Origin of the sequence: Polynucleobacter sp. MG-6-Vaara-E2 (assembly GCF_018687695.1) — a bacterium.
Classification (GTDB): domain Bacteria; phylum Pseudomonadota; class Gammaproteobacteria; order Burkholderiales; family Burkholderiaceae; genus Polynucleobacter.
On sequence record NZ_CP061303.1, the window covers coordinates 35,477 to 52,703 of the forward strand.

Consider the following 17,227-nt stretch of genomic DNA (forward strand, 5'->3'; position numbering starts at 1 on the left):
TTGACAATGTAATAAGGGTAAAGATTGAATCATCAATCAGTAATATCAAACGAGTTTTACAAAGTTCTTAACAAGTACTTACAGTTTGGATTACGGCAAACATGTCAGAAGTAGAAGTAAAAACCTATAACGGTTACTAGCAATGGTGCTCGTTATAGGATCAAGTGAATAAGTGCACATGATGGATGCCTTGGCGATTACAGGCGACGAAAGACGTTATAACCTGCGATAAGCCCCGGGGAGCTGGTAAATAAGCTTTGATCCGGGGATTTCTGAATGGGGAAACCCACCACTTTTGTGGTATCCATACCTGAATACATAGGGTATGAGAAGCGAACCTTGTGAACTGAAACATCTAAGTAGCAAGAGGAAAAGACATCAACCGAGATTCCCAAAGTAGTGGCGAGCGAAATGGGAAGAGCCTTCTAGTGATAGCTCAGTAATTAACAGAATGGAATGGAAAGTCCAACAATAAAGGGTGATAGTCCCGTATGTGAAAATTATTGAGTGGTACTAGGCTAGAGACAAGTAGGGCGGGACACGAGAAATCCTGTCTGAATATGGGGGGACCATCCTCCAAGGCTAAATACTCGTAATCGACCGATAGTGAACAAGTACCGTGAGGGAAAGGCGAAAAGAACCCCGGGAGGGGAGTGAAATAGATCCTGAAATTGTGTGCATACAAACAGTAGGAGCCTCGTAAGGGGTGACTGCGTACCTTTTGTATAATGGGTCAGCGACTTACATTCAGTAGCAAGCTTAACCGAATAGGGAAGGCGTAGCGAAAGCGAGTCCGAATAGGGCGCTAGTTGCTGGGTGTAGACCCGAAACCAGTTGATCTATCCATGGCCAGGTTGAAGGTGCGGTAACACGTACTGGAGGACCGAACCCACTAACGTTGAAAAGTTAGGGGATGAGCTGTGGATAGGGGTGAAAGGCTAAACAAAACTGGAAATAGCTGGTTCTCTCCGAAAACTATTTAGGTAGTGCCTCGTGTATCACTGTAGGGGGTAGAGCACTGTCATGGTAGTGGGGTCCATTGCGGATTACTGCGCCATAGCAAACTCCGAATACCTACAAGTGCAAGCACGGGAGACAGACATCGGGTGCTAACGTCCGGTGTCAAGAGGGAAACAACCCAGACCGCCAGCTAAGGTCCCTAATATATGCTAAGTGGGAAACGAAGTGGGAAGGCTAAAACAGTCAGGAGGTTGGCTTAGAAGCAGCCATCCTTTAAAGAAAGCGTAATAGCTCACTGATCGAGTCGTCCTGCGCGGAAGATGTAACGGGGCTAAGCATATAACCGAAGCTGCGGATCACAGCAATGTGATGGTAGGAGAGCGTTCTGTAAGCCTGTGAAGGTGTCTTGTAAAGGATGCTGGAGGTATCAGAAGTGCGAATGCTGACATGAGTAGCGATAAAGGGGGTGAAAAGCCCCCTCGCCGTAAGCCCAAGGTTTCCTGTTCAACGTTCATCGGAACAGGGTGAGTCGGCCCCTAAGGCGAGGCAGAGATGCGTAGCTGATGGGAACAAGGTTAATATTCCTTGACCATTGTTAGATGCGATGGGGGGACGGATCGCGGAAAGTTGTCCGGGTGTTGGAAGTCCCGGTTCTTGCGTTGGAGATGGCTATTAGGTAAATCCGGTAGCGTAATTCAAGGGCGTGAGACGAGCGAATTTATTCGCGAAGCAATTGGAAGTGGTTCCAAGAAAAGCCTCTAAGCTTCAGTCTAACAAGACCGTACCGCAAACCGACACAGGTGGGCGAGATGAGTATTCTAAGGCGCTTGAGAGAACTCAGGAGAAGGAACTCGGCAAATTTGCACCGTAACTTCGGGATAAGGTGCGCCCTTGTAGTTTGACCGTGAACAACGGAAGGACGAAAGGGTTGCAATAAAAAGGTGGCTGCGACTGTTTAATAAAAACACAGCACTCTGCAAACACGAAAGTGGACGTATAGGGTGTGACGCCTGCCCGGTGCTGGAAGATTAAATGATGGGGTGCAAGCTCTTGATTGAAGTCCCAGTAAACGGCGGCCGTAACTATAACGGTCCTAAGGTAGCGAAATTCCTTGTCGGGTAAGTTCCGACCTGCACGAATGGCGTAACGATGGCCACACTGTCTCCTCCTGAGACTCAGCGAAGTTGAAATGTTTGTGATGATGCAATCTACCCGTGGCTAGACGGAAAGACCCCATGAACCTTTACTGTAGCTTTGCATTGGACTTTGAATCGGTCTGTGTAGGATAGGTGGGAGGCGTTGATAACAGGATGCTAGTTCTGTTGGAGCCAACCTTGAAATACCACCCTGATTTATTTGAGGTTCTAACCTTGGCCCGTTATCCGGGTCGGGAACAGTGCATGGTAGGCAGTTTGACTGGGGCGGTCTCCTCCCAAAGTGTAACGGAGGAGTACGAAGGTACGCTTGGTACGGTCGGACATCGTACCTAAAGTGCAATGGCAAAAGCGTGCTTAACTGCGAGACCGACAAGTCGAGCAGGTGCGAAAGCAGGTCATAGTGATCCGGTGGTTCTGTATGGAAGGGCCATCGCTCAACGGATAAAAGGTACTCTGGGGATAACAGGCTGATACCGCCCAAGAGTTCATATCGACGGCGGTGTTTGGCACCTCGATGTCGGCTCATCTCATCCTGGGGCTGTAGCCGGTCCCAAGGGTATGGCTGTTCGCCATTTAAAGAGGTACGTGAGCTGGGTTTAAAACGTCGTGAGACAGTTTGGTCCCTATCTGCCATGGGCGTTGGAGATTTGACGGGGGCTGCTCCTAGTACGAGAGGACCGGAGTGGACGTACCGCTGGTGTACCTGTTGTTTCGCCAGAAGCATCGCAGGGTAGCTATGTACGGAAGAGATAACCGCTGAAAGCATCTAAGCGGGAAACTTGCCTGAAGATGAGATCTCCCGTAGGTTTAACCTACATAAAGGGTCGTTGAAGACCACAACGTTGATAGGTCGGGTGTGGAAGCGCAGTAATGCGTTAAGCTAACCGATACTAATTGCCCGTTAGGCTTGATCCTATAACCAGCACTATTGTGTTGGATGTTTGCCAGATTTAATCTGCATCCTTATTACATGCTTACTCAAATAGAGCTGTTGATTTATTCAGCAGCTCAACCCTCTACGCCCGGTGACCATAGCGAATTGGAACCACTCCTTCCCATCCCGAACAGGACAGTGAAACGATTCTACGCCGATGATAGTGCGGATTACCCGTGTGAAAGTAGGTAACTGCCGGGCACCAATGCGACGCCCAGACCCTTTTAGGTCTGGGCGTTTTTACTTGTGCAAAGCGTTTGAGAGATTGACAGAAACTCCATTTGGAGTCAGAATATTGGGTTCGCGGAGGGGTGTCCGAGCGGCTAAAGGAGGCAGACTGTAAATCTGTTGGCTACGCCTACGTAGGTTCGAATCCTACCCCCTCCACCAGATGTGCGGGATTAGTTTAATGGTAAAACAGCAGATTTCCAATCTTCGGTCAAGAGTTCGATTCTCTTATCCCGCTCCAGATTTGTTGTATTAGTTTTCGCCCATGTGGCTCAGTGGTAGAGCACTCCCTTGGTAAGGGAGAGGTCGGCAGTTCGATCCTGCCCATGGGCACCATGTTTGGTTTTATTAATTATGTATTTCGTGTTTGGTTTAAGAGTTAACTAAAGGCAGATTAAAAATGGCAAAAGAAAAATTCGAGCGGACAAAACCGCACGTAAACGTAGGCACCATCGGTCACGTTGACCACGGTAAAACGACCTTGACAGCAGCAATCGCAACCGTGCTCTCAAAGGCATTCGGTGGCGAAGCGAAAGCATACGATCAGATCGATGCTGCTCCAGAAGAAAAAGCCCGTGGTATTACGATTAATACTGCACACGTTGAGTATGAGACAGCCAATCGTCACTACGCTCACGTTGACTGCCCAGGACATGCTGACTACGTTAAGAACATGATTACTGGTGCTGCTCAGATGGACGGCGCAATCTTGGTTTGCTCTGCAGCTGACGGCCCAATGCCACAAACTCGTGAGCACATCCTCTTGGCACGCCAAGTTGGTGTTCCTTACATCGTTGTGTTCCTGAACAAGTGCGACATGGTTGATGACGCTGAATTGTTAGAGCTCGTTGAAATGGAAGTTCGTGAACTTCTCTCTAAATACGACTTCCCAGGCGATGACACTCCAATCGTTCAAGGTTCTGCTAAGTTAGCGCTTGAAGGCGATGAAGGCCCATTGGGTAAAGAAGCCATCATGAAGTTGGCTGAAGCATTAGATACTTACATCCCAACTCCAGAGCGTGCAATTGATGGCGCGTTCTTGATGCCAGTAGAAGACGTGTTCTCTATCTCCGGTCGCGGTACTGTAGTAACTGGTCGTATCGAGCGCGGCATCATCAAGGTTGGTGAAGAGATTGAAATCGTTGGTATCAAACCAACTCTCAAAACCACTTGTACTGGTGTTGAAATGTTCCGTAAATTGCTCGACCAAGGTCAAGCAGGCGATAACGTTGGTATCTTGTTACGCGGTACAAAACGTGAAGAAGTTGAGCGCGGCCAAGTATTGGCTAAGCCAGGTTCAATCACCCCACATACCCACTTTACAGCCGAGGTTTACATCTTGGGTAAAGATGAAGGTGGTCGTCACACTCCATTCTTTAACAACTATCGTCCACAGTTCTACTTCCGTACAACGGACGTGACTGGTTCAATCGAGTTGCCAAAAGACAAAGAAATGGTCATGCCTGGTGATAACGTCACGATTACCGTAAAACTCATCGCGCCAATCGCGATGGAAGAAGGTTTACGTTTTGCGATCCGTGAAGGTGGCCGTACTGTTGGCGCCGGTGTGGTTGCAAAGATTTTGGCTTAATAGTTTTTTATAAAGGGGTGTAGCTCAATTGGCAGAGCGTTGGTCTCCAAAACCAAAGGTTGGGGGTTCGATGCCCTCCGCCCCTGCCACGATTTGATCTGAAAGTTATATGTCTCAACAAACAGTAAGTCACTCTGAAGAAAAGAGCAGCTGGGTCTCCGGACTCGCTGCTTTAATCGTCGTTGCTGCGTTAGTTCTTTACTACACGCTCATCGACCAATCTTTATTGGTGCGCTTAGCAGTTTTGTTTGGTGGCATTGCAGCTGCGGTTCTGATTGTGGCGATTTCACCGGATGGGCGTCGTTTTATCGCCTACGCTAAAGATTCTTGGTATGAAGTAAAAAAGGTTGTTTGGCCGACTCGTAAAGAGACCACCCAAATGACTCTAGTCGTATTTGGCTTTGTTCTGATCATGTCCCTGTTTTTATGGATTGCAGACAAATTGATTGAATGGCTAGTTTTTTCAGTCTTTTTAGGCTGGAAGTGAGTAAAAAATGATTGATTCCGAAGTAGCGGCAAACCCACAAGCTACCGGCAATATGCGCTGGTATGTTATCCACGCTTATTCCGGTATGGAAAAAAGCGTCAAAAAAGGTCTTGAGGAGCGTATTGCACGTTCTGGCATGCCTGAGAAATTTGGCCGCATTTTGGTCCCCTCCGAAGAGGTTGTGGAGATTAAGTCTGGCGCAAAATCCGTTACCGAGCGTCGTTTCTTCCCGGGATATGTCCTGATTGAGATGGAAATGACGGACGAAAGCTGGCATTTGGTGAAAAATACGCCAAAAGTGACTGGATTCGTTGGTGGTGTTCGTAACCGCCCAAGCCCGATTTCTACAGCAGAAGTCACCAAAATCATGGATCAAATGCAGGCTGGGGTGGATAAACCTAAGCCTAAGACCCTGTTTGAAGTGGGTGAGATGGTTCGCGTTAAAGAAGGTCCGTTTACTGATTTCAACGGAAACGTTGAGGAAGTGAACTACGAGAAGTCAAGATTGCGAGTTTCTGTTACAATTTTTGGCCGCGGTACCCCAGTCGAGCTGGAGTTCGGCCAAGTAGAAAAGATGTAAAAACAAGGACTTAGTCCTGTTTTGCAGTGCAGTAGTTTGAAGTTTTAGTGGTTAGCAATAACCGAGGAGCGGAGCTAGAAAGCCAAAAACTAGCGAAGCGTTTACTCAACAGCGGTCTTTCCTAATAAGGCTAGGCGCGCTTTAAGGAGCACATATGGCAAAGAAGATTATTGGCTTTATTAAGCTGCAGATCCCTGCAGGTAAAGCAAATCCATCACCACCCGTAGGTCCAGCATTGGGTCAACGCGGCCTGAACATTATGGAATTTTGTAAGGCGTTTAATGCTCAAACTCAGAGCATGGAACCTGGCCTACCAATTCCAGTCGTGATTACAGCGTTCGCTGATAAGAGCTTCACATTCATCATGAAGACTCCTCCAGCAACCATCATGATTAAGAAGGCTGCGAAGATCGAAAAAGGATCACCACGTCCTCATACCGATAAGGTAGGAAAAATTACTCGTGCTCAAGCGGAAGAAATCGCTAAAGCAAAAATGCCAGATTTGACAGCAGCCGATATGGACGCAGCTGTTAGAACAATCGCTGGTAGCGCCCGTTCCATGGGCATCACTGTGGAAGGTCTCTAATCATGACTAAGTTATCTAAACGCGTTAAAGCAATTCAATCTAAAGTTGATCGCAATAAGTTCTACCCATTAGAGGATGCATTGAACCTCGTTAAAGAGTGTGCAACTGCAAAGTTTGATGAGTCTATCGACGTTGCTGTTCAGTTGGGTATTGATGCTAAAAAATCTGACCAAGTTGTGCGTGGCGCAGTAGTGCTCCCTGCTGGTACAGGTAAGCATGTTCGTGTTGCTGTTTTTGCACAAGGCGAGAAGGCTGAACAAGCTAAAGCTGCTGGTGCAGAAATCGTTGGCATGGAAGATCTCGCTGATCAAATTAAAGGCGGCAAAATTGATTTTGACGTTTTGATCGCATCTCCAGACACCATGAAAATCGTTGGTACTTTAGGTCAAGTATTGGGCCCACGTGGTTTGATGCCAAATCCAAAAGTTGGAACTGTTACTCCTGACGTAGCGACTGCAGTTAAAAATGCAAAAGCTGGTCAAGTGCAATTCCGCGTGGACAAAGCCGGTATCGTGCATGCAAGCATTGGTCGTCGTTCATTCGAGCCAGCTGCATTGAAATCGAACTTGCTCGCATTGCTTGAGGCTTTGAATAAAGCAAAACCTCCTGCATCTAAGGGCGTTTATTTAAAGAAGGTTGCCGTAAGCAGCACTATGGGTGCAGGCGTACGTGTAGACCAAGCATCGTTACAGGTGGCAGCTTAATTAGCCTGTAGCAAAAAAGAACTTTGGGTCGACTCCCGCTCTTTGAGTGAGAGTCGAACATCAAAGACCGTTGGTGAATTGGTTTGCTTGTAAAGAAGTTAATTCTTAATTGTTACGAAAGTAATGGCCAGCGCAGATGGCGACCCTGAAAAGATTTTCACAAGCATCTTTGTGAACAAATGATCAGACGCTGGTGTGTAACCCCAACTTTTATTAGTTGGTTTTTATGGAGTTAAACCGTGCCTTTGAATGTACAAGACAAAAAAGCGATTGTTGCTGATGTCGGCGCTCAATTGGCTGGAGCCCAAACCGTCGTGCTCGCTGAATACCGCGGTATTCCAGTAGAGCAGTTGACAAAGCTACGTGCTAGCGCACGTGACCAAGGTGTATATCTTCGCGTTTTGAAGAACACACTGGCACGCCGTGCTGCACAAGGTACACAGTTTGAGCCTCTTGCTGATTCGATGGTTGGCCCCTTGATTTACGGCATTTCTGCTGATCCGATTGCTTCGGCAAAAGTATTGCAGGGCTTTGCTAAGACTCAAGATTTGCTAGTCATTAAAGCTGGCTTATATAACGGCAAGTTGTTAGACGTTGCAGGCGTAAAAGCCCTCGCAACAATTCCAAGCCGCGAAGAGTTGTTATCTCAGTTGTTGGGTGTGATGTTGGCCCCAGTTTCTGCGATGGCTCGCGTATTGGGCGCAGTAGCAGCACAAAAGGCAGCTGGAGCACCCGCTCCTGTAGCCGAGGCCGCAGCACCTGCAGTAGAAGCAGCAGCCCCAGCAGAAGTAGTTGCTGAAGCCGCAGCTCCAGAGGCAGCCGCTGAGCCTGCAGCCGCAGCCCCAGAAGCTGGAACAGAAGCAAACGAAACCCCTGCCGCTGAATAAGCGACAGATTAACTATTTAAGTATTAGGAGCTAAAAATGGCGATTACTAAAGAAGAAATCATTGAAGCAGTAGGTAGCATGTCCGTTATGGATTTGAACGACTTGGTTAAAGCGTTTGAAGAGAAGTTTGGTGTATCAGCTGCAGCGATGGCTGTTGCTGGTCCTGCAGGTGCTGGCGGTGGTGATGCTGGTGGTGCAGAGCAAACTGAATTTACAGTGAACCTCGTTGAAGCTGGCGCAAACAAAGTTTCAGTAATTAAAGCGGTTCGCGAGATTACTGGCCTTGGTTTGAAAGAAGCTAAAGATTTGGTTGACGGTGCGCCGAAGCCAATCAAAGAAGGCGTCGACAAGAAGACTGCTGAAGAAGCTAAGAAGAAGCTTGAAGAAGCTGGCGCTAAAGCAGAACTCAAGTAATACAAATACTGCTGGCGCCTCTCACAAAGGGGCGTTAGCTATATTGGGTTTGACCTCTAGAGGTCAAACCCGATTTCATTTCTGATTGAAATCGGGTTTGCCTTCTGATACGACTGCAGAATGCAAGTTTGGTCGGACACTAAATCTAAACGGTTTAGTGTTGTCCGCCAGTGATTGGTAGTGGCCAATCGCCAAATCTTTGTACAGTCGCTGAATTCGGAGATGAAATGAACTACAGCTTCACCGAACGCAAGCGAGTCCGTAAAAGCTTTGCTAAGCGAGTAAATAACCACCAGGTTCCGTACCTGATCGCAACGCAGCTGGAATCCTACGCTAAATTTTTACAGGCTGATAAGCCGGCAATGTCTCGTCTTACTGAGGGACTTCAGGCTGCCTTTACATCAGCATTCCCAATTGTGTCCAACAATGGCTATGCACGTATGGAATACGTGTCTTACCAGTTATCACAGCCACCATTTGACGTTAAAGAATGTCAGCAACGTGGTTACACATACCACTCTGCCTTACGCGCAAAAGTTCGCTTGATTATTTATGATCGCGAAGCGCCTACTAAGGTTAAAGAGGTAAAAGAGAGCGAAGTCTACATGGGTGAAATTCCGCTCATGACAGAAAACGGCTCTTTTGTGATCAACGGTACTGAGCGCGTTATCGTTTCTCAGTTACACCGTTCCCCAGGCGTGTTTTTCGAGCACGACAAGGGCAAGACACATAGCTCAGGTAAGTTGCTGTTCTCAGCACGCATCATTCCTTACCGTGGTTCATGGCTCGATTTCGAGTTTGATCCAAAAGATATTCTCTATTTCCGCGTTGACCGCCGTCGTAAGATGCCTGTCACTATTTTGCTCAAGGCAATTGGTTTAAACAATGAACAGATTCTTGCGAACTTCTTCAACTTTGATCATTTCTCTTTGACTGCTAATGGCGGTTCAATGGAATTTGTTCCTGAGCGTTTGCGTGGCCAGTTGGCTAGCTTTGATGTGCTTGATAAGAATGGCGTTGTGGTCATTCAAAAAGACAAGCGTATCAATGCTAAGCACATTCGTGAACTCGAAGCTGCTAAGACAAAGACAATTGCTGTACCAGACGACTACTTAGTTGGTCGCGTAGTTGCACGCAATATCGTTGATCCAGATTCTGGTGAAATCTTGGCTTACGCTAATGATGAAATCACTGAAGAGTTGTTGGCGACATTACGCGATGCTGGCATCAAGCAATTAGAAACTATTTACACCAATGATTTGGATTCTGGTGCGTACATTTCTCAGACATTGCGTACTGATGAAACTGCTGATCAAACAGCAGCCCGCATCGCTATCTACCGCATGATGCGTCCTGGCGAGCCTCCAACAGAAGATGCTGTTGAAGCCTTGTTCCAGCGCTTGTTCTATAGCGAAGATACCTACGATTTATCTCGTGTTGGTCGTATGAAGGTCAATAGCCGTTTGAACCGTCCAGAAATGGAAGGCCCAATGGTGCTGTCAAACGAAGATATTCTCGACACTATTAAGTCTCTCGTAGATTTGCGTAACGGCAAGGGTGAAGTAGACGATATCGATCACTTAGGTAATCGTCGTGTACGTTGCGTTGGTGAATTGGCTGAAAACCAATTCCGTGCTGGTTTGTCACGCGTGGAGCGTGCGGTGAAAGAGCGTTTAGGCCAGGCCGAAACAGAAAACCTCATGCCACATGACTTGATTAACAGCAAGCCAATCTCTTCTGCAATTCGTGAGTTCTTTGGTTCTTCACAGTTGTCCCAGTTTATGGACCAAACCAACCCACTTTCAGAGATCACGCACAAGCGTCGTATTTCTGCATTGGGACCCGGTGGTTTGACCCGCGAGCGTGCAGGTTTTGAAGTGCGCGACGTGCACCCAACCCACTATGGACGTGTTTGCCCAATTGAAACTCCAGAAGGACCAAACATTGGTTTGATCAACTCACTAGCGTTGTTTGCACGCTTGAATGAGCATGGCTTCTTAGAGACTCCATACCGTAAGGTTTCCAATAGCAAGGTAAGCGATGAAGTGGTTTATCTCTCTGCGATTGAAGAAGCTAAGTATGTGATTGCTCAAGCAAATGCGACGATCGACAAAAACGGTAAGTTAGCTGACGAATTAGTTTCTGCTCGTCAAGCTGGTGAGACCATGATGGTTAGCCCAGAGCGCATCGATTTCATCGACGTTGCTCCAAGCCAGATCGTTTCTGCTGCTGCTTCACTCGTTCCATTCCTAGAGCACGATGATGCGAACCGTGCGTTGATGGGTGCGAACATGCAGCGTCAAGCAGTTCCTTGCTTGCGTCCTGATAAGCCATTGGTTGGAACAGGTTTGGAGCGCATTGTTGCGGTTGACTCCGGCACTGTTGTATTGGCTAACCGCGGTGGTATCGTGGATTACGTTGATGCAAACCGTGTGGTGATTCGTGTTAACGATGATGAAACTGCAGCTGGTGAAGTTGGTGTAGATATTTATAACCTCATCAAATACACCCGTTCAAACCAAAACACCAATATCAATCAACGTCCAATCGTGAAGGTTGGTGATCGTGTTGCACGCGGCGACGTTGTTGCTGACGGCGCATCTACCGATTTGGGTGAATTGGCTTTGGGTCAAAACATGACTGTGGCATTTATGCCATGGAACGGTTACAACTTCGAAGATTCAATTTTGATCTCCGAGCGCGTTGTTGCTGATGACCGTTACACCTCTATTCACATTGAAGAGTTGTCAGTGGTTGCGCGTGATACCAAGCTTGGTTCAGAAGAAATTACACGTGATATCTCCAATTTGGCTGAGTCACAACTCTCCCGTTTGGACGAGAGCGGTATTGTGTACATCGGTGCTGAAGTTGAAGCGGGTGACGTATTGGTTGGTAAGGTAACTCCAAAGGGAGAGACAACTCTCACCCCAGAAGAGAAGCTCCTCCGTGCGATCTTCGGTGAAAAAGCATCTGACGTTAAAGATACTTCTTTGCGTGTTCCTTCCGGCATGGTTGGTACGGTTATCGATGTTCAAGTCTTCACCCGTGAAGGTATTGAGCGCGATGCTCGTGCACAGTCCATTATTCAAGAAGAATTACAACGCTATCGTTTGGACTTAAACGATCAGTTGCGTATTGTTGAAGGCGATGCCTTTATGCGTTTAGAGAAGTTGTTGGTTGGCAAAGTTGCCAACGGCGGCCCTAAGAAGTTAGCTAAAGGCACCAAGATCGACAAGGATTACCTTGCTGATTTGGACAAATACCATTGGTTCGACATTCGTCCGGCAGATGATGAAGTCGCCTCACAAGTTGAAGCGATCAAATCTTCTATCGAAGCGAAACGTAAGCAGTTTGATGAGGCTTTTGAAGAGAAGCGCACCAAACTTACCCAGGGCGATGATTTGCAACCTGGCGTAACAAAGATGGTTAAGGTTTACTTGGCAGTGAAGCGTCGCTTACAGCCTGGTGACAAGATGGCCGGTCGTCACGGTAACAAGGGCGTGGTTTCTAAAATCGCCCCTGCGGAAGATATGCCATTTATGGCTGACGGACGCCCTGTTGACATCGTCTTGAACCCATTGGGCGTTCCTTCTCGTATGAACGTTGGTCAAATCTTGGAAACCCACTTAGGTTGGGCGGCTCAAGGTATTGGTAAGCGTATCGATGAGATGGTTCGTCAGCATGCTAAGCAAGCAGAACTGCGTAAGTTCTTCAAGCAGCTTTATAACGAAACTGGTCGTCAAGAAGACATCGACAATTTCACTGATGAGCAAATCAATGTATTGGCTGAAAATCTCCGCCAAGGCTTGCCATTTGCAACCCCAGTGTTTGACGGTGCTACTGAGGCTGAAATCGGTCGCATGCTCGAGTTGGCATATCCAGAGGATGTTGCGGCATCTTTGAGGATGACTCCATCACGTCAGCAAATGGTTTTATTCGACGGTCGTACTGGTGATCAGTTCGAGCGTCCAGTAACTGTTGGCGTAATGCACGTCTTGAAACTCCACCACTTGGTCGATGACAAGATGCATGCTCGTTCAACCGGACCTTACTCTTTAGTAACGCAACAGCCATTGGGCGGTAAAGCTCAGTTCGGTGGTCAGCGCTTTGGTGAGATGGAAGTCTGGGCCCTCGAAGCATACGGTGCTTCATATGTCTTGCAGGAAATGCTGACAGTGAAGTCCGATGACGTCGCAGGCCGAACCAAGGTTTACGAAAACATCGTCAAGGGCGAGCACACGATTGATGCTGGCATGCCCGAATCCTTCAACGTGCTGGTAAAAGAAATCCGTTCGTTGGGTATTGACATTGACATGGAGCGCAACTGATATGAAAGCATTGCTCGATTTATTTAAGCAAACGCAGGGTGATGAGCAGTTTGATGTCATCAAGATTGGCCTTGCATCTCCTGAGAAAATTCGCTCATGGTCTTTTGGTGAAGTACGCAAACCAGAAACTATCAACTACCGGACTTTTAAGCCCGAGCGTGATGGTTTGTTTTGCGCCAAGATTTTTGGACCAACCAAAGACTATGAGTGCTTATGCGGCAAGTACAAGCGCTTAAAGTTCCGTGGCGTTATTTGCGAGAAGTGCGGTGTTGAAGTAACCCTCGCTAAGGTACGTCGTGAGCGCATGGGCCACATCGAGTTGGCAGCCCCTGTTGCGCACATTTGGTTCTTGAAGTCCTTGCCATCCCGCTTGGGTATGGTTCTCGATATGACATTGCGTGATATCGAGCGCGTTCTCTACTTTGAGGCATATGTAGTGGTTGATCCTGGCATGACTCCTGAAGGCGCGATGAAGCGTGGTCAGATCATGTCTGAAGATGAGTACATTGCTAAGACTGAAGAGTATGGTGATGGTGCATTTACGGCCATCATGGGCGCGGAAGGCATTCGTGATCTCTTGCGTTCGATTGATATCGATCGTGAAGTAGAGACGATTCGTGCCGAATTGAAAGCGACTGGTAGCGATGCCAAGATCAAGAAATACGCTAAGCGCTTAAAAGTGCTCGAGGCGTTCCAGACTTCAGGCATTAAGCCTGACTGGATGATCATGGAAGTGTTGCCAGTATTGCCACCAGAGTTGCGTCCATTGGTGCCATTGGATGGCGGTCGCTTTGCTACTTCTGATTTGAACGACCTCTACCGTCGCGTGATCAACCGTAACAACCGTCTGAAGCGATTGTTAGAGTTGCGCGCACCAGAGATCATCGTTCGCAACGAAAAACGTATGTTGCAAGAAGCGGTTGACTCATTGCTCGACAACGGTCGTCGCGGTAAGGCAATGACTGGCGCTAACAAGCGTCCGCTCAAGTCCTTGGCTGAGATGATTAAAGGTAAGAGCGGTCGTTTCCGTCAAAACTTGTTGGGTAAACGCGTTGACTACTCTGGTCGTTCAGTCATCGTGGTTGGCCCTACATTGAAATTGCATCAGTGCGGCTTACCAAAATTGATGGCCTTGGAATTGTTCAAGCCATTCATTTTTAACAAGCTTGAGACTTTAGGAATCGCAACTACGATTAAGGCTGCGAAGAAAGAAGTTGAGAGCCAGACTCCAATCGTTTGGGACATTCTCGAAGAAGTGATTCGTGAACATCCAATCATGCTCAACCGTGCACCTACATTGCACCGTCTCGGTATTCAGGCTTTCGAGCCAATGCTGATTGAAGGCAAAGCAATACAACTGCACCCATTAGTCTGCGCGGCATTTAACGCGGACTTTGACGGTGACCAAATGGCGGTTCACGTTCCTTTGTCGCTCGAAGCGCAAATGGAAGCGCGTACATTGATGTTGGCTTCGAACAACGTATTGTTCCCAGCTAACGGCGAGCCATCAATCGTTCCTTCACAGGACGTGGTGTTGGGTCTGTACTACGCTACACGTGACAAGATCAATGGTAAAGGCGAAGGCATGGTTTTCGCCAACATTACTGAAGTAGTGCGTGCATACGAAGCAGGTCAAGTTGAATTGGCTTCTCGTGTTGCTGTGCGTATTACTGAGTATGAGATCGTGGACAAGAAAGCAGAAGGCGATGCCCGTTTTGCTGAGAAGACCAAGATTTATCACACATCAGTTGGCCGCGCCATCTTGTCTGAGATTTTGCCTAAGGGCATGTCTTTCGAGGAAATTAACAAGCCTTTGAAGAAAAAAGAAATCTCACGTTTGATCAATACTTCATTCCGTAAGTGCGGCTTGCGCGAGACAGTCATTTTTGCTGACCGTCTCTTGCAGTCCGGCTTCCGCTTGGCAACCAATGCTGGTATCTCTGTTGCGATTGACGACATGTTGATCCCAACATCTAAAGACCGCATCATCACTGAAGCTTCTTCCAAGGTTAAAGAGTATGACAAGCAATTCATGTCAGGTCTCGTAACCAATCAAGAGCGTTATAACAACGTGGTTGATATTTGGGGTGCTGCTGGCGACCAAGTTGGCAAGGCGATGATGGATGAGTTGTCACACGTTGACGTACTTGACCGTAACGGCAAGACTGTGCGTCAAGAATCCTTTAACTCCATCTACATGATGGCGGATTCTGGTGCCCGTGGATCTGCAGCGCAGATTCGTCAGTTGGCTGGTATGCGTGGTTTGATGGCTAAGCCTGATGGCTCCATTATTGAAACCCCAATTACTGCGAACTTCCGCGAAGGTTTGAACGTGTTGCAGTACTTCATCTCAACTCACGGCGCCCGTAAGGGTCTAGCTGATACAGCGTTGAAGACAGCGAACTCTGGTTACTTGACACGTCGTTTGTGTGACGTTACTCAAGACCTCGTGGTGATTGAAGAGGATTGCGGCGCAACTTCTGGCGTAACTATGAAGGCGCTTGTTGAAGGCGGCGAAATTATCGAAGCATTGCGCGATCGTATTTTGGGTCGTGTATGTATCGGTGACATCGTTCACCCTGACACACATGAAGTCATCGTTCCGAACGACACATTGCTCGACGAAGATCACGTTGATCAGATCGTTGCATTGGGGATCGACGAAGTTAAGGTTCGCACAGTATTGTCCTGCTTAACCCGCTTCGGATTGTGCGCAAAGTGCTACGGACGTGATCTAGGTCGCGGTGGATTGGTAAACGTTGGTGAAGCGGTCGGTGTTATCGCTGCTCAGTCCATCGGTGAGCCAGGCACACAGTTGACTATGCGTACCTTCCACATTGGCGGTGCAGCGTCACGTGCTTTAGTTGCAAGCAATATCGAAGCCAAGTCTAACGGTGCTTTGAAGTTCTCTGGCACGATGCGTGTTGTGAAGAATGCGAAGGGCGAGCAGATCGTGATTTCACGTTCTGGCGAAGCCTTGATCGTTGACGAGAATGGTCGTGAGCGCGAGCGTCATAAGGTGCCTTACGGTGCAACTCTCTTGTTGAAAGAAGATGCAGCAGTGAAAGCTGGTGCAAGCCTGGCAACATGGGATCCGTTAACACGCCCGATTATTTCTGAGTATGCTGGTATCGCTCGCTTTGACAACGTTGAAGAGGGCGTAACTGTTGCTAAGCAGGTTGACGAAGTAACCGGCCTTTCCACTTTGGTGGTAATTGACGGTAAGCGTCGTTCTGCTGCAAGCAAGGGCGTTCGCCCGGTGATCAACTTGATTGATGACAAAGGCAATGATGTCATGATCGCCGGTACTGATCACCCAGTAAACATTGGCCTCCAGGTAGGCGCTTTGATTACTGTTAAAGATGGTCAGAAGGTCGAAGTTGGTGAAGTGTTGGCGCGTATTCCAATCGAATCCCAAAAGACTCGCGACATTACTGGTGGTTTGCCACGCGTTGCAGAATTGTTCGAAGCACGCTCACCAAAAGATGCGGCTGTCTTGGCGAAAGTTACAGGAACAGTTTCCTTCGGTAAAGAAACCAAAGGTAAACAACGTTTGGTGATTACCGATATGGATGGTGAAGCCAATGAATTCTTGATTCCTAAAGAGAAGCAGGTTCTCGTTCACGACGGTCAAGTTGTGAACAAGGGCGAGATGATTGTGGAAGGCCCTGCCGATCCACACGACATCTTGACTCTCAAAGGTATCGAAGAGTTGGCAATCTACATCGTTGACGAAGTTCAAGACGTTTATCGTCTCCAGGGTGTGAAGATCAATGACAAGCACATTGAGGTCATCGTGCGCCAGATGTTGCGTCGCGTTCAGGTAACTGATCCAGGCGATACTTCCTTCATCACCGGTGAGCAAGTTGAGCGTTCTAAGTTGTATGACGCGAACGATGCTGTGATCGCCCAAGGTAAGCACCCAGCTCAGTTTGACAACGTATTGCTTGGTATTACGAAGGCATCCTTGTCGACCGACAGCTTCATTTCAGCGGCTTCTTTCCAAGAAACCACCCGTGTATTGACCGAAGCCGCAATTATGGGCAAGACCGATACCCTCCGTGGTCTCAAGGAAAACGTCATTATTGGTCGTCTGATCCCAGCTGGTACCGGCTTGTCTTATCGCCGTGCCCGCAAGGTCAGAGAGCAATTTGAGCGCGATCGCGCTCAAATGATTGCCGCCGAAGAGGAAGCATTGGCTAACGCCCCTGTAGAAATCGAGGCTGAAGTCATTGCTCCTGCTGGGGAGGCTGATCCGAGCTAATTTGGTAATTCTGGCCAGAAATGGCCAGCTTTTTCCCCATTAGGTTGACGGAAAAGGCTGGTCAGGCTAGAATGCTGAGTTCTACTGATTCAGAAGAGGGTCTTTTT

8 protein-coding genes, 4 tRNA genes, 2 rRNA genes and 1 pseudogene are annotated in these 17,227 nt (G+C 47.9%); all 15 read left to right on the forward strand.

Features of this window, described 5'->3' with window-relative positions:
• Positions 1–158: 158 nt before the first annotated feature.
• The 15 genes and pseudogenes from ICV38_RS00205 (at position 159) to rpoC (ending at position 17,120) form a co-directional block, all read left to right on the forward strand.
• Positions 159–3,032, forward strand: a 23S ribosomal RNA gene (locus ICV38_RS00205).
• A gap of 106 nt (positions 3,033–3,138) precedes the next feature.
• Positions 3,139–3,252: ribosomal RNA gene (gene rrf / locus ICV38_RS00210) — 5S ribosomal RNA — on the forward strand.
• A gap of 104 nt (positions 3,253–3,356) precedes the next feature.
• Positions 3,357–3,441 (forward strand) — tRNA-Tyr (locus ICV38_RS00215).
• A gap of 5 nt (positions 3,442–3,446) precedes the next feature.
• Positions 3,447–3,520, forward strand: a tRNA-Gly gene (locus ICV38_RS00220).
• A gap of 20 nt (positions 3,521–3,540) precedes the next feature.
• Positions 3,541–3,615: transfer RNA gene (locus ICV38_RS00225), tRNA-Thr, on the forward strand.
• Between the two features lie 64 nt (positions 3,616–3,679).
• On the forward strand, positions 3,680–4,870 hold the full coding sequence (gene tuf / locus ICV38_RS00230) for an elongation factor Tu (RefSeq protein WP_215381665.1): 1,191 nt from the start codon (positions 3,680–3,682) through the stop codon (positions 4,868–4,870).
• Positions 4,871–4,883: 13 nt separating this feature from the next.
• Positions 4,884–4,959, forward strand: a tRNA-Trp gene (locus tag ICV38_RS00235).
• A gap of 20 nt (positions 4,960–4,979) precedes the next feature.
• Positions 4,980–5,357, forward strand: coding sequence for a preprotein translocase subunit SecE (secE, locus tag ICV38_RS00240; protein ID WP_068947684.1), 378 nt, complete (start codon positions 4,980–4,982; stop codon positions 5,355–5,357).
• A gap of 7 nt (positions 5,358–5,364) precedes the next feature.
• Complete coding sequence (gene nusG, locus ICV38_RS00245) at positions 5,365–5,937, forward strand: transcription termination/antitermination protein NusG (protein WP_068947685.1); 573 nt, start codon at positions 5,365–5,367, stop codon at positions 5,935–5,937.
• Positions 5,938–6,091: 154 nt separating this feature from the next.
• On the forward strand, positions 6,092–6,523 hold the full coding sequence (gene rplK, locus ICV38_RS00250) for a 50S ribosomal protein L11 (RefSeq protein ID WP_011901890.1): 432 nt from the start codon (positions 6,092–6,094) through the stop codon (positions 6,521–6,523).
• A 2-nt stretch (positions 6,524–6,525) separates the two neighbouring features.
• Positions 6,526–7,227, forward strand: coding sequence for a 50S ribosomal protein L1 (rplA, locus tag ICV38_RS00255; protein ID WP_215381667.1), 702 nt, complete (start codon positions 6,526–6,528; stop codon positions 7,225–7,227).
• A gap of 239 nt (positions 7,228–7,466) precedes the next feature.
• Positions 7,467–7,991, forward strand: a pseudogene (gene rplJ / locus ICV38_RS00260) (50S ribosomal protein L10); the annotation flags it as partial.
• 159 nt (positions 7,992–8,150) lie between these two features.
• On the forward strand, positions 8,151–8,528 hold the full coding sequence (gene rplL, locus ICV38_RS00265; protein WP_173954847.1) for a 50S ribosomal protein L7/L12: 378 nt from the start codon (positions 8,151–8,153) through the stop codon (positions 8,526–8,528).
• A 227-nt stretch (positions 8,529–8,755) separates the two neighbouring features.
• On the forward strand, positions 8,756–12,856 hold the full coding sequence (gene rpoB / locus ICV38_RS00270; RefSeq protein ID WP_215381671.1) for a DNA-directed RNA polymerase subunit beta: 4,101 nt from the start codon (positions 8,756–8,758) through the stop codon (positions 12,854–12,856).
• Position 12,857: 1 nt separating this feature from the next.
• A complete protein-coding gene (gene rpoC, locus ICV38_RS00275) occupies positions 12,858–17,120 on the forward strand; it encodes a DNA-directed RNA polymerase subunit beta' (protein WP_215381672.1) in 4,263 nt (1,420 codons plus the stop codon).
• The last annotated feature ends 107 nt before the right edge of the window (positions 17,121–17,227 follow it).

Excerpts from the sequence above, each read along its gene's own strand:
- rplA (WP_215381667.1), top strand. The coding sequence starts at position 6,526 with ATGACTAAGTTATCTAAACGCGTTAAAGCAATTCAATCTAAAGTTGAT.
- rplK (WP_011901890.1), top strand. The coding sequence starts at position 6,092 with ATGGCAAAGAAGATTATTGGCTTTATTAAGCTGCAGATCCCTGCAGGT.
- tuf (WP_215381665.1), top strand. The coding sequence starts at position 3,680 with ATGGCAAAAGAAAAATTCGAGCGGACAAAACCGCACGTAAACGTAGGC.
- secE (WP_068947684.1), top strand. The coding sequence starts at position 4,980 with ATGTCTCAACAAACAGTAAGTCACTCTGAAGAAAAGAGCAGCTGGGTC.
- rpoC (WP_215381672.1), top strand. The coding sequence starts at position 12,858 with ATGAAAGCATTGCTCGATTTATTTAAGCAAACGCAGGGTGATGAGCAG.
- rplL (WP_173954847.1), top strand. The coding sequence starts at position 8,151 with ATGGCGATTACTAAAGAAGAAATCATTGAAGCAGTAGGTAGCATGTCC.
- nusG (WP_068947685.1), top strand. The coding sequence starts at position 5,365 with ATGATTGATTCCGAAGTAGCGGCAAACCCACAAGCTACCGGCAATATG.
- rpoB (WP_215381671.1), top strand. The coding sequence starts at position 8,756 with ATGAACTACAGCTTCACCGAACGCAAGCGAGTCCGTAAAAGCTTTGCT.